The 22,441-nt window shown below is 42.7% G+C and carries 22 protein-coding genes; 16 read left to right on the top strand and 6 right to left on the bottom strand.

The annotated features are described in order from the left end of the window. Nucleotide 1: 1 nt before the first annotated feature. Genes L0P88_RS05510 through L0P88_RS05495 form a run of 4 tightly spaced genes read left to right on the top strand, consistent with a single transcriptional unit; the run spans nt 2 to nt 5,983 of the window. Nucleotides 2-697, top strand: a complete 696-nt coding sequence (locus tag L0P88_RS05510; protein WP_247133615.1) for an ABC transporter ATP-binding protein — start codon at nt 2-4, stop codon at nt 695-697. Between the two features lie 4 nt (nt 698-701). After that, entirely contained in the window at nt 702-3,188 is a 2,487-nt protein-coding gene (locus L0P88_RS05505; RefSeq protein WP_247133614.1) for a TonB-dependent receptor, read from the top strand. A gap of 3 nt (nt 3,189-3,191) precedes the next feature. Continuing rightward, nucleotides 3,192-4,643 (top strand): ABC transporter permease, encoded by a 1,452-nt coding sequence (locus L0P88_RS05500; protein WP_247133613.1) that lies wholly within the window; start codon nt 3,192-3,194, stop codon nt 4,641-4,643. Then, complete coding sequence (locus L0P88_RS05495; protein ID WP_247133612.1) at nt 4,640-5,983, top strand: DUF3526 domain-containing protein; 1,344 nt, start codon at nt 4,640-4,642, stop codon at nt 5,981-5,983. Before L0P88_RS05500 ends, L0P88_RS05495 begins: the two co-directional genes overlap by 4 nt. Before the next feature lie 60 nt (nt 5,984-6,043). Here the strand turns inward: L0P88_RS05495 and L0P88_RS05490 are convergent, their stop codons facing one another. From L0P88_RS05490 to L0P88_RS05475, 4 genes are all read right to left on the bottom strand, one after another. Then, nucleotides 6,044-6,499, bottom strand: a complete 456-nt coding sequence (locus tag L0P88_RS05490) for a sigma factor-like helix-turn-helix DNA-binding protein (RefSeq protein ID WP_247133611.1) — start codon at nt 6,497-6,499, stop codon at nt 6,044-6,046. A gap of 350 nt (nt 6,500-6,849) precedes the next feature. Beyond that, a complete protein-coding gene (locus L0P88_RS05485; protein ID WP_247133610.1) occupies nt 6,850-7,929 on the bottom strand; it encodes a glycoside hydrolase family 113 in 1,080 nt (359 codons plus the stop codon). Nucleotides 7,930-8,119: 190 nt separating this feature from the next. Next, nucleotides 8,120-8,596 carry a Dps family protein gene (locus L0P88_RS05480; RefSeq protein WP_247133609.1) on the bottom strand — a complete coding sequence of 159 codons (477 nt, stop codon included), beginning with the start codon at nt 8,594-8,596 and terminating at the stop codon, nt 8,120-8,122. Nucleotides 8,597-9,085: 489 nt separating this feature from the next. Then, complete coding sequence (locus L0P88_RS05475; RefSeq protein WP_247133608.1) at nt 9,086-10,228, bottom strand: AraC family transcriptional regulator; 1,143 nt, start codon at nt 10,226-10,228, stop codon at nt 9,086-9,088. Between the two features lie 256 nt (nt 10,229-10,484). On the opposite strand from L0P88_RS05475, the gene L0P88_RS05470 reads away from it, so the two are divergent. The 12 genes from L0P88_RS05470 (at nt 10,485) to L0P88_RS05415 (ending at nt 19,472) form a co-directional block, all read left to right on the top strand. Then, nucleotides 10,485-11,306, top strand: a complete 822-nt coding sequence (locus tag L0P88_RS05470; protein WP_247133607.1) for a LytTR family transcriptional regulator DNA-binding domain-containing protein — start codon at nt 10,485-10,487, stop codon at nt 11,304-11,306. A gap of 108 nt (nt 11,307-11,414) precedes the next feature. After that, nucleotides 11,415-12,014, top strand: a complete 600-nt coding sequence (locus tag L0P88_RS05465; protein ID WP_247133606.1) for a hypothetical protein — start codon at nt 11,415-11,417, stop codon at nt 12,012-12,014. Further along, nucleotides 12,014-13,213 carry a serine hydrolase domain-containing protein gene (locus L0P88_RS05460; protein WP_247133605.1) on the top strand — a complete coding sequence of 400 codons (1,200 nt, stop codon included), beginning with the start codon at nt 12,014-12,016 and terminating at the stop codon, nt 13,211-13,213. The genes L0P88_RS05465 and L0P88_RS05460 overlap by 1 nt, the downstream gene beginning before the upstream one ends. A 589-nt stretch (nt 13,214-13,802) precedes the next feature. After that, on the top strand, nt 13,803-14,117 hold the full coding sequence (locus L0P88_RS05455; protein WP_247133604.1) for a hypothetical protein: 315 nt from the start codon (nt 13,803-13,805) through the stop codon (nt 14,115-14,117). Nucleotides 14,118-14,217: 100 nt separating this feature from the next. Then, nucleotides 14,218-14,850, top strand: coding sequence for a peroxiredoxin (locus tag L0P88_RS05450; protein ID WP_247133603.1), 633 nt, complete (start codon nt 14,218-14,220; stop codon nt 14,848-14,850). Between the two features lie 23 nt (nt 14,851-14,873). Next, nucleotides 14,874-15,449 carry a hypothetical protein gene (locus L0P88_RS05445; RefSeq protein ID WP_247133602.1) on the top strand — a complete coding sequence of 192 codons (576 nt, stop codon included), beginning with the start codon at nt 14,874-14,876 and terminating at the stop codon, nt 15,447-15,449. 188 nt (nt 15,450-15,637) lie between these two features. Continuing rightward, nucleotides 15,638-16,105, top strand: a complete 468-nt coding sequence (locus L0P88_RS05440) for a GNAT family N-acetyltransferase (RefSeq protein ID WP_247133601.1) — start codon at nt 15,638-15,640, stop codon at nt 16,103-16,105. A 1-nt stretch (nt 16,106) separates the two neighbouring features. Beyond that, nucleotides 16,107-17,168, top strand: a complete 1,062-nt coding sequence (locus L0P88_RS05435; RefSeq protein WP_247133600.1) for an alpha/beta fold hydrolase — start codon at nt 16,107-16,109, stop codon at nt 17,166-17,168. Between the two features lie 37 nt (nt 17,169-17,205). Next, a complete protein-coding gene (locus tag L0P88_RS05430; RefSeq protein ID WP_247133599.1) occupies nt 17,206-17,721 on the top strand; it encodes a GNAT family N-acetyltransferase in 516 nt (171 codons plus the stop codon). A 57-nt stretch (nt 17,722-17,778) separates the two neighbouring features. Next, complete coding sequence (locus tag L0P88_RS05425; RefSeq protein WP_247133598.1) at nt 17,779-18,279, top strand: GNAT family N-acetyltransferase; 501 nt, start codon at nt 17,779-17,781, stop codon at nt 18,277-18,279. Nucleotides 18,280-18,463: 184 nt separating this feature from the next. Continuing rightward, a complete protein-coding gene (locus L0P88_RS05420) occupies nt 18,464-19,006 on the top strand; it encodes a hypothetical protein (RefSeq protein ID WP_247133597.1) in 543 nt (180 codons plus the stop codon). A 1-nt stretch (nt 19,007) separates the two neighbouring features. Further along, nucleotides 19,008-19,472 (top strand): hypothetical protein, encoded by a 465-nt coding sequence (locus L0P88_RS05415; RefSeq protein ID WP_247133596.1) that lies wholly within the window; start codon nt 19,008-19,010, stop codon nt 19,470-19,472. 118 nt (nt 19,473-19,590) lie between these two features. Here L0P88_RS05415 and L0P88_RS05410 read toward each other — a convergent pair whose 3' ends face one another. Together L0P88_RS05410 and L0P88_RS05405 are read right to left on the bottom strand one after the other, a co-directional pair. Next, a complete protein-coding gene (locus L0P88_RS05410) occupies nt 19,591-20,337 on the bottom strand; it encodes a hypothetical protein (RefSeq protein ID WP_247133595.1) in 747 nt (248 codons plus the stop codon). Next, the gene (locus tag L0P88_RS05405) at nt 20,334-22,439 is read right to left on the bottom strand and encodes a thrombospondin type 3 repeat-containing protein (protein WP_247133594.1); all 2,106 of its coding nucleotides are present in this window, start codon (nt 22,437-22,439) and stop codon (nt 20,334-20,336) included. The genes L0P88_RS05410 and L0P88_RS05405 overlap by 4 nt, the downstream gene beginning before the upstream one ends. Nucleotides 22,440-22,441: the final 2 nt, after the last annotated feature.

Here is a 22,441-nt window from a genome sequence, read left to right as displayed (position 1 = left end):
TATGTTTGAAGCTATTAACCTTACCAAGAGATATGGTAAGCATGAGGCGCTCAGTCAACTTAATCTATTGGTTGAAAAAGGTGAGATTTTTTGTTTGCTCGGTCAGAACGGTGCAGGTAAAACTACAACCATCAATTTGTTTCTGGGACTTATTTCACCCAGTAGCGGTGAGGCATTGCTGAACGGGGTTGTAGTAAAACCAAATAGCAGCGCCACGACCAAAATGATTGCGTACATTCCAGAAGTAGTGCAACTGTACGGTAATCTTTCAGGGATTGAGAATCTCAATTTTTTTAGCCGGTTGGCGGGTTTTAAATACTCCAATGCCGAGCTGTCCGATTTTCTTTTCAAAGCGGGACTCCAAGAAACCGCCCATCAAAACAGGCTTGCTTCCTATTCCAAAGGGATGCGGCAAAAAGTGGGTATTGCGATTGCCCTTTCCAAAAATGCCGATTACATTTTTATGGATGAACCTATCTCTGGTCTAGATCCAAAGGCCACTCTGGAGTTTACAAAAATCTGCAAGGAATTGAGTCAGGAAGGGAAAACCATTTTTATGGCTACCCATGACATATTCAATGCCGTGAACGTGGGCACAAAAATTGGCATTATGAAAGAAGGTCAACTGGTCTACACCTCAAATACAAATACCATCAGTGCAAGTGAATTGCAGGATTTATATCTAAAAACAATCTAACACAATGAATATTTACAAACTAATAGGCATCCTATTTCTCGTTATGTGCAGTTGGGATTCGTTTGCACAAGTAAGCGTTACGGGGACTGTTGTGGACACGCAGGATATACCCATAGTAGGAGCTACGGTGACCCTGAGAAACACGGGCAGGACATACGGAAGCCTTACCGATACCGATGGACAGTTCAATATTGAAGTTCCTTCAGGCAACTATATCCTTGAGGTTCGGTATCTAGGATTTCAGTCTTATAAAAACAGCTACGAAATGAATGAGGGTCCTTCGTTCGCCATTGGTACGGTTCAATTGGAAGAAGGTACCGAACAATTGCAGAGCGTAGAGGTTATCGGTCGTGCCAGAACCGACTATAACAGTGATTATTCCTTTTCATCAACCAAGGTAGCCATTAAGAACAAAGAGCTTCCACAGGCAGTCTCCACGATTACAAAGGAGTTGATCAACGATCGACAGGCCTTCCAATTGGCAGACGCGGTCAAAGCGGCCAGTAGTGTTACCTCTACCGCATTTTATAACCATTTCAATATTCGGGGTACGACACAGGCAGAAGAAGGACAGGTAATCAATGGTCTGCGGACACGTCAATATTATTTTCTTCAGCCAATTACATCGCACATTGAACGGGTTGAAGTGGTCAAAGGACCTTCTTCGGTCACTTTTTCCAGTGTCGATCCCGGCGGAACCATTAATATGGTCACCAAAAAGCCCCTAAGGGAAAAAAGGAACGAGGTCAGTGCCACTGTGGGCAGCTTTGGGACGCTCAGGGCGACCATGGATTTCACGGGGCCTTTGAACGACTCCGAAACCTTATTGTACCGTTTTAATGCGGCTGTACAACAAGCGCGGTCTTTCCGGGATGTGGTACAGAACAATGCCTTTTTGATCACGCCATCGATTACCTATGTACCCAATAATACAACGGCATTGAATGTAGAAATGATCTATAGCAACGGGGTCGGAAATCTTGATAGGGGACAGCCGATTTTTGGTGCTATCAATGGGGAATTTGACCTTAATAGCACTCCTATTTCGTTGAATGTAGGCGCAGCCAGCGATTTTTTTAAGTCGGAGGAACTTCTGGTGATGAGTAATTTTAGCAAACAAATCTCTGATAATATTGGATTTAATGCTTCCTATATGAAGCAAACCTGGGAAGAAGACCTTGTGGAGCACAGAACGGTCAATGCCCCGGCCGTGGATATTAATGGAGATCCAATTAACACCCTCGCTGCAATGCGTTATGTAGAACGTAAGCAATTCTGGATTACGGACAACGTTACTGCTTTTTTCAATTTTGATTTCAATGGAGACAAAGTAACCAATAAACTGTTGGTAGGTTATGATGGTAGTTGGTGGGAACGGACCAAGGGTGGCGGACAAAACGGTGCACGGCGTTATTTGCGAAACGATGGCAGTGCAAGCAATTTTGACCCTGCAGAGGCCGATCAATTCCAGACCATGGAAATTAATGGGGTGATTGCGCCCAGACCCAATGTGCCCCATTACGATTTAACCAATCCGCAGAATGCCATTCGTGACATTAGCAACTATGTAATCTCCGAATTTGCCATTCCCGCCAACCTGACGACCTCCAATGGGGTCTATGTCCAGAATCAGTTTAAAATGGGCAGGTTTTCGGCTTTGGTCAATCTTCGGTACGAATGGTATGAGGACAAGTTTGATTATGAATCACCAAATGAGGAATCTTTTAAAAATGAGGCTTTTATTCCCAGATTGGGACTCACCTATGAGGTTACCGACAATGTAAGTGCCTATGGTACTTATATTGAAGGTTTTCAACCACAATCAAATACCGTTACCCTATCCCCCGCCACTGAAAACTTCTTTTGGGCAGGTTCTCCGGCCGAATTTGATCCGTTGGAAAGTGATTTGGTCGAATTTGGAGCGAAAGGGGAGTTCTTTGGTGGGAAGCTTGCCATGAACATGGCGGTATATGAAATCAACCAACGTAACCTCTTACTGCAGGACCCAGAGGATGAAGATCTGTTGGTGACCCGTGGAGCGCAACGTAGCCGTGGATTTGAATGGGACCTTTCCGGTTATCTGTTACCCAATCTTCAATTAAATGCTTCGTACGCTTATATTGATGCCATTATTGAGGAGGATGACGACCCCGCCTTTGTTGGCGAACGTGTGGGAGGTGCTCCGGAGCACAGTGCTAACTTTTGGGGGAGGTACGATTTTATGAACGGCCCCTTACGAAATGTTGGTGTAGGCCTGGGGATGGAATATAGGGGAGATCGTTTTTCTTGGTACTATGACCGGTTGCTCCTACCGGAATACACGGTTTTGGACGCTGCGCTTTACTATCGTCCGTCCGGAAGTAATATCCAAATCGCATTGAAAGTGAACAACTTACTTGATGAAACCTATTGGACAGGGGCATTGAGCACTTTCAGATTGTTTCCGGGGGCACCAAGGAATATGTTGTTAACGACCACCTATAAATTTTAACCAATGAAGTGGGCCAACGTACGTTTGTTTGCATGGCATTTTTGGCATAACGCAACAAAACCCAGGACCTTTTATCTCCTTTACCTCATTTTTTTACTGCTAGCGGCCTATGCGGCCGTTAGCGGTATTCAAAATCACATCGCCCAAAACGATATCCGAAAGTTTCATCAAGAAAAGGCGCGGCAGAGCTGGGAGGCAAATCCGGATAAGCATCCACATCGCATGGCGCATTTTGGCACTTTTGCCTTTCGGGTGAATCCCCCACTGGGCATGTTTGACCATGGGCTGGAAAGTTTTACGGGAAATACGGTCTTTTTGGAGGCCCATAGACAAAACAGTGTCAACTTTTCCGATGCCACTTTCTCAACTGGAACCCTACGTTTTGGTGAACTGAGTATCGCTTTGCTATTGCAATTGGTACTTCCATTGATCCTGTTTTTTATTGGATTTTCAGGTATTGCAGCGGATAGGGAGAACGGGACCTTAAAAATTGTACTGTCCCAAGGTGCAAATTGGTTGGAAATGATATTGGGCAAATCCCTTGGACTTTGTGGAGTTGCCCTCTTATTCGTGGCCCCAATACTATTGGTGGTCATTGTAGTCCTTATAGGGTATGGGGCCGAAGTAGAAAGTGATCTTCTTTGGTTGCGGTTATTGATAATTGGGCTGGGATACATGCTTTTCCTTTTTATTGTCTCTACGGTTGCCATAATTGTTTCGGCAAGCAGCAACACCCCTAAAAATGCCCTTTTGCGATTATTGGGCATTTGGTTGTTATTGGTTGTTCTTTTGCCCAAGTCGGCACAGGCCCTGGGCAATTATTGGTATCCCACCCCTTCAAAACTGGCATTTCAATCGGCCATTGAAAAGGAAAAAATTCAAACGGGTGATAGCCACAATCCTGATGATCCTTTTTACAATCAGCTTCGGGACTCCGTACTGGCCGTACACAAGGTAAGTGAAGTCACTGACCTACCGTTCAACTATTCCGGTTTTGTGATGCGTGAAGGAGAAAAAATAAGTTCGGAACTATATAAAAAGCATCATGCCGATCTATTGGACATTTACGAAAGCCAAAACAACATTACGCGATTTTTGGCCTTGGTCAACCCCTATATGGCCATAAAACAACTTTCAATGACATTTTCCGGAACGGATTTTTCAAGCTATGTGGATTTTCAGGAACAAGCCGATACGTACCGCTATCAATTGTCCCAAAAAATGAACGAACTACAAATGGTATACATCAGCCCAAAAAAGAAAAGTGGTTCCGAAGGAAAAACCCATGTCGTAGGACATGAGCACTGGGAAGAATTTCCCGATTTTCATCATAGGCCAATGGCATTTGGCAATTCGTTCAAAGCGGCTTTACCCGCTTTGGTTTCAATGATTGTATGGTTGTTGTTCATCTTTTGGCTTATGATGTTCACTTCAAAAAAAGCAAAGGCCATATGAAGTATCGCTTGTTTTTATATCAATGTCTACGCTCAAAGGAAGTACGTATCAGTTTGTTGTTGATTACGGTTTTGGGTATAATCGGTATTGTCATTGGGAATCGGCAACTCGCTAGACAGCAAGAAGCTATTGCCGAGGTAAAGGCCTATCAAGAACAGCATTTTGAACGGCACGTCTCGCTACACAACGATGATTTAGGGCTATTGCTTTATTATGTGAAGTTTGCCTTTATCAATCCTTCCAATCCATTGGCCGGATTATCCATTGGCCAGGCCGATGTAAATCCTGTCGTGAAACGTATCACCATCAAAACTTTTGAAGCGCAGAAATATGATACGGATTTGGTGAACCCAATGAACTTACAATCCGGCAACCTTGACCTTTCATTTGTGCTGATCTTCCTACTTCCATTATTGGCCATCGTATTGACATTTAATGTCATATCTGAAGAAACAGAGACCGGTACCTGGCGGTTGGTCGCGATTCAGGCCAAATCAAAATTGGGTTTTATACTGGCCAAATTGTCCGTACGGTTATTGCTGTTATTTGGTATTTTGGTGGTACTGTTCGTAATCGCCAAACTTGTATTGGATATTCCCCTGGATGCCAATTTCCTATTGCTATTTGTCTTGACATTGCTCTATGTGACATTTTGGTTTGCCCTCTCTTTCTTTGTCATCAGTTTTAAAAAATCCTCTGGATTCAATGCATTGTTGCTCCTTTCCATTTGGTTGGTGATGATTGTCCTATTGCCAGCTGGGATCAATGCCTATGTATCGTTCAAATACCCTGTGCCGGAAGCATTGAGTGCGGCCATTGCCCAACGGGATGGCTACCATACCAAGTGGGATATGGATAAGTTGGCGACCCTTAAAAAGTTTTACGCCCATTACCCACAGTTTAGGGAATACGGCTACCCGACCGAAGGGTTCAATTGGCTATGGTACTATGCCATGCAGCAAATGGGAGATGATGATTCCAGGGAGGAACAAGCAGCCTTACTGGCCAAAATCAAGCTTAGGGAGCAAACCAGCAGATCCATGGCATCCCTGCTGCCCAACATGCACGTACAATTGGTGTTCAACCAATTGGCAGGTACCAGTTCCGAACAGCACATCGATTTTTTGAATGCTACGGAAGCCTTTCATGAAAAACTGCGTTTGTATTTCTATCCCAGGATTTTTGAAGGTGATAAAGCAGAGACCATTGATTGGGAACAATTTGTGCCGGAATACCACCAAACCAATACCATTATTAAACCTTTGTGGGCAATTATGCCGCTATTGTTGGCAACGGCATTTATGGCATTGCTGTCCATTCCAGGGGCAAGACGGTTATAAGCATAACAGCAATGCAAAAAAAATGGATTTGGAATTCCAAAAGGATGGTAGGGTATGATTTTACCCGCAGATCATACAATCCGGTTCGCCGATCAATTGTCCTTTTTCATTAAGGCTATATTTGCAACAGGCTACAAACTGTTCTTTTAAAATAATTTTGGCCCTTCGGATCCTTGCTTTGACATTGGGCAGTGAAATTCCCAAATCCCTGGCAACTTCAGCCTGTTTTTTTCCTTGAAGGTAGATAGGTAACATTACAGTTTTATAGATTTCCGGCAATTCATCAACGAATCTATCGAAACAACATGGACCATTGCCACTTGTTGGGTCTACAAAGGGAGTGCGATCAGGTATTTTACCGATCCTGCGGAAATTTGCAATTTCATTTCGGGTAATTTGAAAAACCCATTGCTTGACCTTGGTTTCTTGTCGCAAGGCATTGCGATTGGCATGAATCTTTACGAAGCTATTTTGGAGAATATCTTTTGTTGCCTCTACATTTTTTACTTTTTTCAATGTAAAAAAATAAAGGTCAGTATAGAATTTCTTCCAAATTTCCGTGGTTGATAAACTCATAGGGCCGTCAAGCAATGGATTATTTGGTTCAATTGCAACATGCACATTCTTTGCAATCACAAGTCACGCATGAACAGCTTTTGGATTTACAGTTACCACAATTACAATTAGGGCATTTGCAGTTTTTACAAGTACAATTTCCTTTCATGATGGTCCTAATTTTTAGTTATTGGGTAGACTAATAATGTTGGAAAAAGATACTCCAAAAAAGAGTTTTTTGGATTGTTTGGTCCTGGAAGTTCATCAGGGGGGGTAATCGTTTTGTTTTTTGGGCAGCGAAAATCACCGAATCAATTGAAAACTTTGGAATACTGTTCCCTCACCACCGCTTCTGCTGGTTTGCCATTAATATACCAGCCATTCTCGTTGGAACGAAAACCGGGGTTGTTGAGGTTTACCTCTACAAACCATTCCCAGAAAAAGCCGCCTGCCACCCAAGGTTCGTCCCAAAAGGTTTCATAAAAGGCGGTGTAGGCATTGGCCTGGGCCTGCAGGTTTACGTTTACACCTACTTGGTTGGGTCCATTGTCCCAAGGCCTTCGAAGACCATGATCAATACTTCGAAAACCGTATTCGGTAAATAGGACGGGAACCCCAGACTTGCGGGCAACAGAAAGAATATCATTTTTGATGGGCAGGAGCGCTTCCTTTATCTCCTCTACTTGTGGTGTTTTTGCATCGACCAGGGGAAAGTAGGAATTCACGCCCAGATAATCGAGATATTCCCAAAAAGTGATGCGGTCATATTCGTCCCAATTGGCGGAATAAGTAAGCTTAAGGTTCGGGTATTCTGCCCGTAACCGGGAGATGAGCCCTTTGAAAAAAACAGGTCTTCGGGTTGCAAATTCCCTTAGTTCGTTGCCAATGGAGAGCATACGAACCTGTGGAAACTCATCGGACAGGGCGGCAAATCCTAAAAAAAGTTCCGTATAGGCCTTTTCCATTTCCTGCCATTCCACTTCCGTTTCCAAAAAGAAGTCGCCCCAAAAATTCGAATCGCTGATGGCCACAAAGGAGGTCAGTGGTTTTAATAGAATATTCCGGACCCCACTGGACAAAACCTTTTCAATGGCCCTCCTCATTTTAAAGGTCTCCTCGGATACCGGAAATTCGTACGGCCTAAAACCCCCTGAATTATGCTGGGACAAGGGTATTAAAGGGGACATCGCCAACCAGTTCGCGTTTGTCCTGTCCACAATGTCGGTACCGTTGTTTTGTCTTCCGGCCAAGAAAAAAACCTGTAAAACGGAGCCCCCCGTAATCTTTTCCCCAGTGGACACCGGAATATCCCGCAAATCTTCCCTTCCCATTTCATCGCTAGCGCAGGAAACCAACAGGAGTACAATACCCAGCATTTTGAAATAGCGCATCCTTATCGCATTAAGTCTATCAACAATAGGATTTTCCTATCAAACTTAGTGCCGAAAACCATTAAAACATTACAGGGGGCGAATTCTTTCCTATCGGGTCCCTAACCTTTTCACAAATTGACGCATTTTTGGAATGGTCATCTGGGCATCTTCCTCACGGGCAAAATGGCCGGTATCCAAAATGATAGGATCACTGTCCTAAATAGGCAGAATACATCCAAACAAGTTTTTCCTGCTCCCGGATATAATCACTCATCAAAGCATTGGTGCCTTCGTCGTCGGATTTGCCCGATAGATCAAGCAGTTCCCTTTCCAGGGGCAATAATACTTCGTATCCCTTTAGAATTTCCTGGATGGCCTCATTGCCACGGGTCACATTTTTTGCCTCCCCAATTTTGGATACTTCGGAATAATCCGAATAGGTGTGGAGCGGAACAAAGCCCAAAGTCAAAACACGCTCGGCTATTTCGTCAATTTTTACCAATGAATCGTTGTAGAGTTCTTCAAATTTTAGATGCAGTTCAAAAAAATCCTCCCCTTTAATATTCCAATGAAATCCATGTGAATTCATATAGAATACCTGATAATTTGCCAAAAGCTCGTTTAATTTTTTAGCTATGGTTTGGGAAGCTTCTGTATCCAGTCCAATTCTGTTTTGTGTTCTCATTTTACGGTTTTATTTTAAAAGTTTTGCTAATAGGTTTCCCGTGTAATTCCGTTTCAGTATGGTCTTTTGGTCTTGGATTAAATCGATAACGAAATTAGAACATATACCAACAGGGAATCCACTATGGCCATAACTAAATTCTATTCCTTTATTCTTTTCAAGTATAGGTTTTAGCCAGTTGTCCAGAATGCTACGTCCCCGTAGTGCATACAAGTGGTTATGGTCGTTTTGCACATGATTTCTTGGTACTACATGCCATAGTATTTCAGGACTGTTCTTTGTTGGATGATGGCTTTTGGAATCGTATGGTTTGGCTTTAATTCAACCCCTCTATTCGGTTTTGCCTGACTCAATTTTCTTGCCTTCCCTTACAAATCATTTGTATGACATTTTTTTCCAAAGGTATTCCAGGGGCCCCCTATTTTATTGAAATTGATAACTAAAGCCTCTATGGAATGTTGTCTCCAGTTTAGGTTGTCAATCCTTAAGTTAAAAAGCAGATTGGTCAGAAAATTGGTTTTTTCTAAATTCCCCGGGAGAACACCCCAATTTATTCTTGAATGCTGCATAAAGCGCAGACCTGGATTTGAATCCGGATTCCAATCCTATACCTTCAATGGACAGCCTATAATCCGTATCCCGTTCCAGGAGTTCCTTCGCCTTTTTAACCCTAAAATCATTCACCCATTCATTGAAGTTTTTCCCCAGGTCCTGGTTAATGCAAGTTGAAATCTTTCGGGGGGAGATGTTCACTTCCCTGGCAAAAGTACCTATGGTGAGATTATGGTCTAAATAATATTCATTTTCCGTCATCAGCTTTTCAATCCTATCACTGTTTTCCTTAAGGTCCCTATCCTCGGAAATGTTGGTTTTGGAACTTTCCTTTTCGAATATACTTTCCGGAAATCTTTCAAATAGGTTCGGATGGAGGTAGGCCCGATAACTGAAGTAATAAAGAAATATGGCAATGAGACCAAATATTGGGACATCGAAATCATCGGAAAAGTCAGTAACAATAACAACCCTTAACAGGGCTACCCCCCAAAGCACTACAACGGGAAGCAATAAATAAATCAAGTACAACAACCAGTTGATCTGTAATAAATTATAATCGGAAAATTCATTTTGAACCAAGATTTTATAGCGTTTGGTTTCCCGCCATGAAATAAAGATGGCATAAACAGTAATAAGAAAAGCATAGGATTTAACACCAAAATGAAACCAATATACCACCTGGAAATCAAAGGTTTCGGCTATTGAAGATGATTCAAAGAGAAACAGATAAAGGTTCAATAGCGTAATAAGGCTTATGGATACTGCTATGACATAATTTGCCCTTAAAAACAATCGATGTTTGTGGGAACTCCCCAGTTTCTCCAGAACAAAATGTAAAAAAAGAATGGGGATAAAGAGGATAACATCCGGCAGGGTAAAATACGCTACCAAAGGATAGGTACCGATATATTGAAAAGGGTGGATCGCCGTTACAGCCTCAATTACAATGGTTATTAGAAAGAGGCCCAAAAGCGTATTGGCAAAGCTCCTGTGTTTTTTTGAAAAAATATAAATGAGGGCCAGAAAAAGGCCCTGGAACAATGCTGCCCATACAATGAAGTATAAAATTGAATCCATTATACTTGAGAATCTAACTTCAAAGATATTACTTGCTATACGATAAGACACCTGTATGGAAATAGGGTTGGTTAAGCATTTCCATTTTTTTGACCCAAGACTTGAAAAAACACCTCATGTATTCAAAATGGGAACCTTATGTTTTTCCATATGAATATTGAACGAGTGGCTTTGGCAACGGCCAAAAAATGCCAAAGTCTTTTTCACTCAAGTTACAGTCCGCTAATTTTGGGAAATCAATTGGCTGAATGGCACTATGAAACCCAAAAAGGAAAGTACGGTTTTGGATGAGGGGAAAATAAGGGATAAATGGTTGTTCCTCTTTGTGTATCCCATGCTCGCCTTGCTTGCGGTACACTTTGGTAATGACAATACCCTTTTAAAACTTCTGGGGATGCCAAGTTATTACACGGATGTCCTTTTTACGCTGTTATGTGTCTATGGATGTGGATGCTATATTAAATGGATTTCTTCTTGGATTTACAAAAGACTTAATCATGATAAGAACCTGACACGGGCACTGAAATATCATTTGGTCCTGGGCCTTTTGGTTCCAGCTTTGTTTGTTGTTTGCGCAGAATGGATTTACCTCATGGTCCTTGGTATACGGATTTCGGCGAGTTCCATTTTCTATTTAGAGCTGCCCTTGACCATTTTATTATGTCTTTTGATCAATATGACCTACCTGTTTATGTACTTCCGTACAAAAACGCCCAAGACCTGGGAAAAAGAAATTCAAAAGAGGTCTTTTGCTGCAAAAGAAGGACATCATACCATAAATATTCCAATGTCCGAAGTCGCCTACTTCGTTAAACGCAACAAGTTTACTTTTTTGATTACAAAAAAAGGCGGGGATTATCTTTACGACCAGCCCTTTAAAACCATCTGGAAAACCTTACCCGCTCATGACTTTTTTCAACTGAACCGACAGATAATCAGTTCCAGGGAGAGTATCGTACAATGCACCAAAACCAAAACAAGAAGATTAAAGATAAAACTATCCCCGTCCACGGATGATGCGGTTTATGTAGCTAAAGTGAATGCCACCAAATTCCTAAAATGGTTGGATAATTCTTAGGATGTCCGCTTTGGGCGCTTATTTGTCCTGTTCAATTCCGCAGGTCAACATATGGGAATTTTAGCTGATACCCGTACCTACTTTTGTACCCATCATCAATCAGTAACCATGAAAACAATGCAATTCGCGGTTATGTGCTGCATTCTGTTTTTTGGACAAAATAGCTGGTCCCAACGACCGGTGACCCTGTCAATTTTCAATGAATCCACAGCAGTGCCCTATGATCATTTGATCACTGCACCTATCCATCCAGGAATCCAGATTGGAACGGAGTTCCATTGGAAGGAAAGCAAACATTTTAGGCTATATCCGTCAATCTCGATAGGGTATATGTTTCATCGTAAACTGTTTCAGGGGGTATACGCCAATTTGGAACTGGGATTGGATTACAAGACTTCCTTTGGATTGAATCTTAAAAGTAAAATAGGTCTGGGCTATTTACATACCTTCAGTACACAGCAGGAATTCCAATTTGATAATGGTGGATACAGGAGTGGACGGGATAAGGGGAATTCCAGGTTGATGCCCTCATTCACTACGGGACTGGGATATCGGTTCAATCCAAAAAAGAACGACTCTTCAGAGCTGTTTTTGTTGTACCAATCTTGGTTGGAATACCCCTATTCACCGGGGTTTATTCCACTCATGGCGCATACCAACCTTCATTTAGGTCTAAAATTTTATCCATTTGAAAAAAACGAACGCTAATGGGAAAAATGTTTCAACTTTTAATGCTATCCTTTGTGTGTGCATGTACGGAAAGGGATGAAGTTTTTGAAGCCTCCTTTTATGAATGCAAATCGGGGATTGCGTCCAATAACCTGCAACACCCTCTGGCGAATGCCATGGATGGTTTGGCGGAAGATTTTATCACTAAGGGGGTTCCCGGCATTATGATCAGTGTGCGCAATAGTGAAGGCCACTATACGGTAAGTAAGGGAAAAAGTGATTTGGCCAGTAATGTGGATCTGAAACCCTGCAATAGTACCAGGGTTGGCAGTACCGTAAAAACATTTACAGCCGTTACGATCCTAAAACTACGGGAAGAAGGGCTTTTGGGGCTTGATGATCCCATTTCAACCTATCTTCCAAGTGCTGTTTTCAAGGAAATTGCCAATGCGGAAAAATCCACCATACGGCAATTATTGAACCATTCCAGCGGTATCCACAATTATATACAGGATGCCAGGTTCCAAACCGCTTCGTTGAATAATTTGATCAAAGAATGGCAACCTGGGGAGCTTTTGGCGTATTCCCGCGGGCAAAATGCGTATTTCCCGATCGGAACGGATGTTAGGTATTCCAATACCAATTACATTCTTTTGGGGATGATTATTGAAGCGGTTACAGGAATTCCCTTTTACAAGGTTTTTGAGGAAAAGCTTTTCCGTCCATTGGATCTTGGCCACACAAGTTTTGCTGCAACGGACCCCGTTCCCGATGGTATTATTAGGGGGTATGTTGACTTATACAGCAATCTAAACCTTATCAATGCTACCTATTATAGTGGTTGGGATTACTATTCTGCAGATGGTGGGCTTATTTCGAATACTTCGGATTTAAGCTTGTTCATGGAAAAACTGTTTCAAGGTGAAGTATTGTCCAAAACATCCCTATCCGAAATGATGGATTGGATAGTACCAAATGACAAGGACAACGAAGGGTTTGAGACGTTTTATGGTCTTGGGATATTTCAAATCATAACGGATTATGGGCCAGCATATCTCCATAGTGGTGATGCCATCGGTTATTTTGCCAGCATGGTGTATTTTCCCAATCAGGATATTGCCATATCATGGGCCTGCAATGCCAATTATGGCAAAATTGATGCTATCGTTCAATCCAAGGTGGCCATGGAACGAATATTCAATTATCTGGTAGGGCCCAATCCCATACCTATGAAGTAATGATCGATCCGGTGAAGTTTTTACAAATGGATGGGAATACAGGTATTTTTAAATCGGAAATGGCATCCAATTGTCCTGAAAGTGGTATTCCACACATTGGATTTAATGTCCCACGGGGTAGGATGTGGGCACTTTCGCGACATGGATTCCCCTTTTCCCAACTTCCCACTTTTATTCGCGTGGTGTCCACCTTAGGTTTGTTCGGAACAAATAAAATCAAAAAACGAAGGATTCTAGCGGTATCCGAGGTTTTGCGCGGTTCCGTTTATGCATTCAAAAACAAAAAAATATAAAAATGATCAAACCCAATAACTGAAACTTTCAAAGGGGCATGGCACTCTAAAACTTTTGGAAAGGACGTTGTCCGGATGGTGCCCACTTGTCCTGGATGCGGTATTCCGAACATGCTATGTTTTTATTGGAACATTATACACCGCAATTTTGAACAAAAATTACGGAGATGGACAGAATACTATTTGAGTTTATAAGCCCGGTATGGAAAGTCAACAGTACGAATTGGTTGAATACTACTAAAAAGAAAGCAGCAAAATAAATTCACTTTGTTATAGTGACCAAAATAGACATACAAATGAGAAAGAGAAGTATACTGACCCTAATTGCAGTGGTCCTATTGTTTTCGGCATGTTTTGACGATGACGACTCCGAGAACGTACTTATGGTAGAAGCAACCGTTAGATTGCTTGCCCCTCCCGAGGGTTGTGATGACTACATCATTGAAACCGAAAATGACAATTTATTGTTTCCTCTAAACTTGGATAACGAATACCTGGTTGATGGGTTGGAGATAAATATCATTTATGATTTGGTTGATGGTGTAACCCACCAGTGCGGTCGTATTGGAGCAGTACCAAGCATTGAGTTATTGGAGATTGAAAGGGAATAGTCCGTATAAATGAAGCAAAATCAAAAAAACCATCGTAGGGATGGTCAACGAAATATTCATCAATAGTAAAACGAATTAGTACAAATAGAATCAATTAAAAATGAACACAGTGAGATTAGGGGATATGGCCCCGGATTTTGTGGCGAAGACCACCAAAGGAACGTTGAATTTTCACGAATGGCTTGCAGACAGCTGGGGTATGCTGGTGTCCCATCCTGCGGATTTTACTCCGGTATGTACCACCGAACTGGGTACCATGGCCAATTACAAGGAGGAATTCGATGAAAGGAATGTAAAAGTAGCGGCAATCAGTGTAGATCCACTTGGTTCCCATTTGGAATGGATAAAGGACATTGAAGAAACACAACGCACCAGGGTAAATTTTCCCATCATAGCGGATGAAGAAAGAAAAGTGGCCCAGTTGTATGGAATGATACATCCTAACGATGATGCTACCATGACGGTACGATCGGTATTTATGATCGCCCCGGATAAAAAGGTGAAACTGATTTTAACATATCCTGCCTCCACAGGACGAAATTTTGAAGAATTGCTACGGGTCATTGATTCATTGCAATTGACCCAATACGAATCGCTGGCAACCCCGGCAAATTGGAAAAATGGGGAAGATTGTGTCATTCTTCCTTCAGTGAGTAATGAAGAAGCGGAAAAAATGTTCCCCAAAGGGTTTGTTGAGGTAAAACCCTATCTACGTTTAACTCCTCAAGTATAAATATTGATTTAAAAAAGTGAAAAATGGAAATTAGAAATTTTGCAATTGTTTTAATGGCGGGGCTTATTTTTTCGTCCTGTCAAAATGATGATAATGGGTCACCATTACCACCGGAATTTGCGATAGCGGCCAAAATAGACAATGATGCCGCTGGATATGAACAAACCGTTTTTAATGGTGGAAGTAATGGAAATGTCAATGTATTCAATCGTTCGGATAAAACACTTTTTCTCCAGTCCTTTAAAAATGGAAAGGACGATAGTGAAGGTTTTTGGACCCTTAGAATCAATGGTGTGGACATCGAGAACCTAACATTGCCCTATAACGTTACCGGTGTGGAAGGGAGTGTTACCTGGGTAGACGAATCGGTAAAAAAACTACAAGGCCCCTGTGCTGCTCCGGATGTACTGTGTTTCTATTCCGGTGTGGGCGTGGATGAGGTGAAAATCACTATAGACAGTATTGACAATGATGTCATTAGTGGAAAATTCGAAGGGGTACTTTATCATATTCAGGTTAATCCTACGGTAATACGGGATACCGATGATGTGGCGGAAGTCGTTGATGGAGCCTTTACGATTAAGTTCCAATCCAAATAGCACTGGAGTTGAATAGTAATACTGGTTTAACCAACCCTACCTATAAAACTGTGTGTAAGTAGCTAATCAGTGTTTAGTTGTGTAATGGCCAGGGTAGACATTGCGCTCCCTGGTCATTTTTAGAACCATTGAAAAAACCAATTTGCCCTTACGCTATATTTTGTGGAAATGAATTCAGCACAAAGAAAATGAAGGAAAAGTGGCCAAAAAACATACGTGTCGAAGAGCGTAAGTTCCAGGTGACCGACTATCAACGCTTAAGGGGGCAGACCAATTGGGACGCGATTGCGGATTGGGCCGTAGGAATCGCTTTGGAAAACGATCTGTATGGTGTAGCGGTCTTTGATGGTCCAAATATGGTAGGAATGGGCAGGGTCATTGGTGATGGCGCCATTTACTTCTATGTCCAGGACATTATTGTCCATCCAAAGTATCGCGGGCAAGGACTGGGTAGGCTTATCATGGAACACATTGAAAACTATTTAAAAAGGGCGGCGGTAAACAATTCGTTTGTGGGTTTAATGGCAGCAAGGGATTCCAAAGGATTTTATGAAAAGTTTGGATTCAAGGAACGCGGAATACATAGTCCAGGAATGTTTAAAATCATCGAGAAAACCGAATTAAATGGGTTCGGAAAGAAGTCTAAAAATGGTTGAAATGAAGAAGTATATTTTCCTTTTGTTGCTAACGGTAGTTTGCATTTCGTGCTCCTCTACAAAGCGGATAAGGACGGAAAATGGCATAGCGGAAATCAATTACCTGGATATCAATGGCACAAAACAGTATGTCCTGATCCGTGGAGAGGATAGGGGCAACCCTATACTGCTCTTCCTTCATGGTGGGCCAGGGGCATCGGCAACGGCTTTGCTACGCAAGTATAACAAGGAATTGGAAAAGCATTTTACGGTGGTGTATTGGGATCAAAGGAACGCGGGAAAGTCCTATAAAAAAGATTTCCCCAAAGATCAAATAAAGGTCGAACTGTACAATCGGGATGTTGATTTTTTGGTATCCTACCTCAAAAGGCGATTTCAAAAAGAAAAGCTGTTCCTGGTGGGGCATTCGTGGGGAGCCCGCTTGGGGATTTATGCTATAGATCGAAATCCCGACGACTTTATGGCCTATGTGGGTGTTGGTCAGGAATTGGAAGCCTATAGGGGCGAACTGCTTTCCTATCGGTACACTTTGGAAAAGGCCCAGGAAGGGAACCATGAAAAGGCCCTGAAGGCACTCAAGGAAAGTGGGGCGCCGCAATCCGGGGATTTTACGACAATGTACAAAAATGGGTTTTGGGGATTGGTCGAGCAAAAACATTGGCTTTTAAAATTGGGGGGAGAACGTTATGGGAGGACAAACTATTCGGATTGGATTCGCAATATTTGGTTGTCCAGGGAGTATTCATTTTCAGATTTGATTAGATATGGGAAAAGTTCAGGGTTTTCGGCAGGGAATATTATCTACGATCCCGACTTCAACAACTATAATATCCCTGAGAGTTATAAAGCGTTTGAAGTTCCAGTGTTTTTTATTTCAGGAGCCCATGATTACAATACACCATGGGCATTGGTCAAAGAATATCATGCCAATATCAAGGCGCCCATCAAGGAGTTCATCAAGTTTGAAAAATCGGGTCACAGCCCCTGTTTTGAAGAACCGGAGCGATTTAATAAAGAATTGATTCGAATTTTGTCCAAAGTGGATTCGAAGAACCCGTCTTGAGTTCCAATTAAAATTGGAAAGGATTAAATGGTGTAGAATGGAAGATTTTCAGTTTAATACAGCAAGACTTCGGTTACTTCCCTTTATATTGGAAGACAGCAAAGCGTTTCAACTATTGAACAACGATGCTTTCATACGGAAGTTTCTCTGGGATGATGAACGTATTGACGCCATCATGGCAGACGAAATTATGGAGCAGAACCTAAGACATTTTGAAGAAGATCAATATGGTCTTTGGAAAATTCAGTTAAGGGGCAAGGGGAGAACCATTGGTTATGTTGGATTATGGCACTTTTTTGATGAACCACAACCACAACTTATTTATGCCCTTTTGGAGCCCCATACCAAAAAGGGATACGCTACGGAAGCAAGTTGGTTGATCGTTAACTATGCACTTGAACAACTTGGCTTTGCCTATTTGACGGCTGCTACCGATGAGCCCCATTTAGCCTCACAAAGGGTAGCTCAACGGTTGGGAATGTCATTTGTGGAAAAAAGAATTGAAGATAACAGGCCAACGTTGTTTTATAAAATTGAAAAGTGCACTGCCTAAAAAGAAAAGGGGCGATGGGATAGTGTATCATGATAAAATCAATTGTGGAGCGTACTGATGTTAAAACTAAGGCAGGCTACTATAAAAGATCTTGAATTGCTGAAATACTGGGACACCAAACAACATGTAATTGATTGTGACCCGGATGATGATTGGAATTGGGAAATGGAACTACATCGAAATCCGGAATGGCGGGAACAGTTAGTTGCGGAATACCTTGGGGAACCCATTGGATTTTTGCAAATAATTGACCCGTACCATGAGGATACCCAATACTGGGGGGAGGTTGATCAAGATAAAAGGGCCATTGATATATGGATAGGAGAGGAAAACAAGTTAAACCAGGGTTACGGGACACGTATGATGGAACTTGCAATTCAAAGGTGCTTCCAAAACCCTAAAGTAAATGGAATTTTGGTCGATCCGCTGAAGGCCAACACCAAAGCACACCGATTTTATAGGAGGTTAGGTTTTAAATTCTTGGAAGAAAGGGACTTTAACGGAACAATTTGCCATGTTTATGAATTGAACAGAAAGTCAGTGGACAGGAAGGGATGAAAACGTTCTTGATTCCATGGAATGTCCTCCAATAAAAGTTTATTGGGTTGGAAGACATGGGATTGCGTCAAGAAGGAACGGGGATTACCCACGAATTCGTCAACAAATCACAAAATAGTCTTAAGAAGCATTCTGGATGGCTACTATTATTAAGATCTTTAAAAACAAGCTAAAGACCAAATTCATGAGGGCATTCAAGACCATTGTTTACGGTATCATTTTTATGATGATCGTTTCATCGTGCAATCCTGAAGTTTCAAAACCACAATATTCAGAACCCATGGAATTTGGATGGAGGTCCGTTTACCAGCATGATGGGAATGGAAAACTCTTGGAGGGCAATATGGATTCCCTGATAGCGGGAATCAGAAATGGATATGACGTAAGAATAGGCTGGGGATGGCAAAGACAGTTGGGCGATTCCCTTTTAACACTTGAGCATGTTGCGGAACCTTTGTATATCAGTATAATCCAAGGTTCAAATGTATCGGCCATAATCGATCCCCACCCTTTGCTAAAAAGCTATATTGCCATTGATAAACAGGCCTTTAGCGAAGAAGGCCATATTTGGCAATGTATTATGACCACTAAGGGCACATTTAATGCCCAAGTATATGATCGCTCTACCGGAAAACTTGTCAAAGATTGGCCGCAAAACCACAAAATGACCTGGTTTTTGGAATATCCGCAAAATGCACGGACCCATAGTAACCCTTTATACGAATAAGATGAAAACATTTCCTATCCTTTTGTTTCTATTACTGTCCACCGTGGGATTTTCCCAAGTTGGTTGGAAGTTGGTGTATGAAAACGATGCCGAAGGCAATACGGTCAATGGGGATTTGGATGAACTCATATGGGCAATACAACATGGGGAGCCGGTTCGGATATATTACAACTCCAAGAAGCCCAACGACCCGGATACCTATGTGGAACATACGGCTTTGGTCAAGTTTTTTACCATTCTAAATTCTCCGGATGGTAGGTTCGTTACGGCTCAAATTGACCCTATAGTCGGGCAAATCCCACAATTTGATCAGGGGCATGTATTGCTGAAGGAAAATCTGGAGTGGTCACTCATTACTTCCACAAACGGGAAAAATGATACCATGACAAGAAATGTGATAACAGGGGAAATCGTTGGTCACCAAATCCGTAGCTGGGGCACTAAATGGTTTGTTGAAAAGAAATAGGGGATTTTCGGGATAATGAAGGAAAATTGACCCTAGGGTGCTGTTCCTGTAGCATACAATTAAATAAAAGAGGCCGCTCCCCCAAGCGACCTCTTCCGTGATTCACGGTCAATGACCGTTATTCACCTACCCGAAACAAAAATGTTTCTGAAGTAGATGCGTTATCTTGACTGTCCGAAACTACAACGGACCATTCATACGTATTTCCTGATTCTACCGTAACCACAAGGCTTGTCTCCGTAAGTGTTCCTTGTGAAGTGTTGGTCGTAGCACCTTGAAGACCAAAGAATACTTCATAATCTTCAATATCCCCATCCACGTCACTGGCGGACCATTCCAAAGTCACTGATGTAGTACCCGAAGGTAGGGTTGCCCCCCTATTGGGATTCACCGCTTCCGCAGGAAAAGGGGCGTAATTCTCTATGCCCGGGCCTTCATTGTAAAATCGCCAAGTAAGGCTCTGGGCCGTTGCATTGGTACCGTTTGCCCGTGAGGTTACAAACCACTCGTAAGGTGTTCCCCTTAAAATGGTGATGGGGGCCTCATTGCTATTTGCGATTGTATTAAAGGATGTCCCCGTACTTAAGTTGGTAAGGGTTACGGAATAACTGTCCGTATTCTGGGATGCATTCCAACGAAAGGTAACCGTACTTTCCGTATCGCTAACGGTTTCCCCTTCGTTACATTCGGTATCGTCTTCCGGGAAAATCAACGTTGCTGCCGTAGGGTCCGGAACAACCATAGGGTCATCATCATCACCTCCCATTGGTGGAGGGGGACCATCATCATCACCTCCCGAGCCGCCACATGCGCCCAGGGCCACGAGGCAAAAACCTAAAATCAGTAAGGAATAAAACTTTTTCATTGCTTGATAATTTTGTGGTTAAAGAGCGTTGCCTTATTGGAAACATTGAGGATGTAAACCCCTTTCGCCAAAGTATTGGTCCCAATTTCTATAAGTCCTCCTTCCACGCTCATTTCCTTGTCCATGATTTTTGCTCCTGATAGGGAATAAATGGAAGCCCTAACCGTTTGGAATTCATCCCGAGATCCCAAGTACACAGACACCTTTTCCTGAACAACCGGATTTGGATAGGCCATTACGCTATTCGAAATAACGATGATATCCTCATAAGAACCTTGGCAGCCTTTATCACCGGTGATGCGCAATGTATTCTCAACCCTGTTTAGGGGAAGGGTGATATGACTTTCATTGGTCCTGTAAGATTCCCCATTCAACGCTATGAAATACGTGGTGCTTCCCTTTAGATCAAGTGTAACATTCTTGGCTATGGCATCCACTTTTGCGCTTGCGGACAGGGATTCCGGTTCCTCAATGGTTACATCAAAGCATTGTTCGTAATCCATTTGACCTGCTATGGTTATACAGAGTTCATAAGCGCCTGCTTCCAAATCCGTAAATGTCAGTTCCTCGGTAAAGGGGAGGGCCTGATTCGTATTGCCCAATCGTAAGGTAGCCGTATACTCCAGTGCTTCCTGGGCCGTTATTTCCAATTGGCCGTCATTATTTGCAATACAGCTCTCACCAGTGGTCTTTAGGGTGAAGTTGGAGGCAGGCAATGAAAAAATTGGGCATCCGTCAAAGTCTACCACGTTATCTGGCGGGGTATTGGGACATAGGTCGTCCATGTCCGGAATACCGTCATTGTCGGAATCATCGTCACAAATATCCCCTTCGCCGTCATTGTCCTCATCGGCCTGATCTGCATTGGCTGTTAGAGGACAGTTGTCAGAGGTATCATCAATTCCATCACCATCATCATCCGTATCACAAACATCGCCTTCCCCGTCATTGTCAGTGTCCAATTGGTCTGCATTGGCCATCATCGGACAATTGTCATCGGCATCCAATATCCCGTCGTTGTCATCATCATCGTCACAAACATCCCCAATGCCATCGTTATCATTGTCGGCCTGATCGCTATTTGGCGTTAATGGACAATTATCATTCACATCCAATATCCCATCGTTGTCATCATCATCGGAATCCACCGTTACTGCAATACAATTGGAGACCACGGTTTGTCCATTAAATGAAATTTGAACAGCGTAGGTGCCACTTTGGGTAGCTGTAAAGCTTCTGTTGGTTTCCCCATCGATTACGGTATTGGTATTACCACAGTCCAACCATTGGTATATAGCACCCGTTGCATTAAAATTGGCCGTCAGTAGATTTTCAATAACGGTCACCGTATTGTCAATGGCGGATGGGTCTACCGTAAAGGAGGCCGTATCATACAGGCTCCATACACCACCTTCCGTTCGGACCCTGATGAATACCGTATGGGCACCCGCCGCCAAACCATCGGTAGGTAATGCGAAGGATTGGGTCAATTGACCGGTATTGGTATCCAAGGTCAAAGCTGTGCCGTTACCTGCTCCGGGGTCAGGACCATCAAAAAAGTACTCAGCTGCCGTGATGGGTTCATTTTCATCAGCAAAGGTTCCAATATAGATGATGGTACGATCGTACAAACTCCAATTGCCATCCGTATTCCGGGTTCTTACGTAAAAACTGTGGAATCCTTCCGTAAGTCCAGCAGTGGGGATGGCAAACGTTTGGGTCAATTGTCCGGTATTCGTATTTAAAGCCAGTGCCGTACCATTGCCCACCCCGGGATCTTGATCAAAGAAATACTCTGCTGCTGCAATGTTCTGATTGACATCTGAAATTGCTGCTATATAAAATACCGATCGGTCATAAAGACTCCAATTGCCACCGGCAACCTGGGTTCTCATATATAGGCTGTGGAATCCTTCGGAAAGTCCCGTGGTAGGGATGGAAAATTCTTGGATAAGGCTACCTGAGTTCCCGTTTATGGTCAAAGCTGTACCATTGCCCACTCCGGGGTCCGGCCCATCAATAAAATATTCGGTAGCACCGATACTCTGTGCTGTTGCCCATCCACCGAAGAGGAGTAGGCAAATCATCAATACCCTTTTCATAG

Origin of the sequence: Muricauda sp. SCSIO 64092 (assembly GCF_023016285.1) — a bacterium.
Taxonomy (GTDB): domain Bacteria; phylum Bacteroidota; class Bacteroidia; order Flavobacteriales; family Flavobacteriaceae; genus Croceivirga.
Note: the sequence above shows the minus strand (reverse complement) of the source record. Positions and strands in the feature narration are given on the sequence as shown.

Coding starts and splice junctions, on each gene's coding strand:
- L0P88_RS05415 (WP_247133596.1), top strand. CDS start 19,008: ATGAAAACATTTCCTATCCTTTTGTTTCTATTACTGTCCACCGTGGGA.
- L0P88_RS05425 (WP_247133598.1), top strand. CDS start 17,779: ATGTTAAAACTAAGGCAGGCTACTATAAAAGATCTTGAATTGCTGAAA.
- L0P88_RS05405 (WP_247133594.1), bottom strand. CDS start 22,439: ATGAAAAGGGTATTGATGATTTGCCTACTCCTCTTCGGTGGATGGGCA.
- L0P88_RS05455 (WP_247133604.1), top strand. CDS start 13,803: ATGAGAAAGAGAAGTATACTGACCCTAATTGCAGTGGTCCTATTGTTT.
- L0P88_RS05445 (WP_247133602.1), top strand. CDS start 14,874: ATGGAAATTAGAAATTTTGCAATTGTTTTAATGGCGGGGCTTATTTTT.
- L0P88_RS05500 (WP_247133613.1), top strand. CDS start 3,192: ATGAAGTGGGCCAACGTACGTTTGTTTGCATGGCATTTTTGGCATAAC.
- L0P88_RS05435 (WP_247133600.1), top strand. CDS start 16,107: ATGAAGAAGTATATTTTCCTTTTGTTGCTAACGGTAGTTTGCATTTCG.
- L0P88_RS05460 (WP_247133605.1), top strand. CDS start 12,014: ATGGGAAAAATGTTTCAACTTTTAATGCTATCCTTTGTGTGTGCATGT.
- L0P88_RS05480 (WP_247133609.1), bottom strand. CDS start 8,596: ATGAGAACACAAAACAGAATTGGACTGGATACAGAAGCTTCCCAAACC.
- L0P88_RS05470 (WP_247133607.1), top strand. CDS start 10,485: ATGAAACCCAAAAAGGAAAGTACGGTTTTGGATGAGGGGAAAATAAGG.
- L0P88_RS05505 (WP_247133614.1), top strand. CDS start 702: ATGAATATTTACAAACTAATAGGCATCCTATTTCTCGTTATGTGCAGT.
- L0P88_RS05475 (WP_247133608.1), bottom strand. CDS start 10,228: ATGGATTCAATTTTATACTTCATTGTATGGGCAGCATTGTTCCAGGGC.
- L0P88_RS05495 (WP_247133612.1), top strand. CDS start 4,640: ATGAAGTATCGCTTGTTTTTATATCAATGTCTACGCTCAAAGGAAGTA.
- L0P88_RS05465 (WP_247133606.1), top strand. CDS start 11,415: ATGAAAACAATGCAATTCGCGGTTATGTGCTGCATTCTGTTTTTTGGA.
- L0P88_RS05485 (WP_247133610.1), bottom strand. CDS start 7,929: ATGCGCTATTTCAAAATGCTGGGTATTGTACTCCTGTTGGTTTCCTGC.
- L0P88_RS05430 (WP_247133599.1), top strand. CDS start 17,206: ATGGAAGATTTTCAGTTTAATACAGCAAGACTTCGGTTACTTCCCTTT.
- L0P88_RS05510 (WP_247133615.1), top strand. CDS start 2: ATGTTTGAAGCTATTAACCTTACCAAGAGATATGGTAAGCATGAGGCG.
- L0P88_RS05450 (WP_247133603.1), top strand. CDS start 14,218: ATGAACACAGTGAGATTAGGGGATATGGCCCCGGATTTTGTGGCGAAG.
- L0P88_RS05410 (WP_247133595.1), bottom strand. CDS start 20,337: ATGAAAAAGTTTTATTCCTTACTGATTTTAGGTTTTTGCCTCGTGGCC.
- L0P88_RS05420 (WP_247133597.1), top strand. CDS start 18,464: ATGAGGGCATTCAAGACCATTGTTTACGGTATCATTTTTATGATGATC.
- L0P88_RS05440 (WP_247133601.1), top strand. CDS start 15,638: ATGAAGGAAAAGTGGCCAAAAAACATACGTGTCGAAGAGCGTAAGTTC.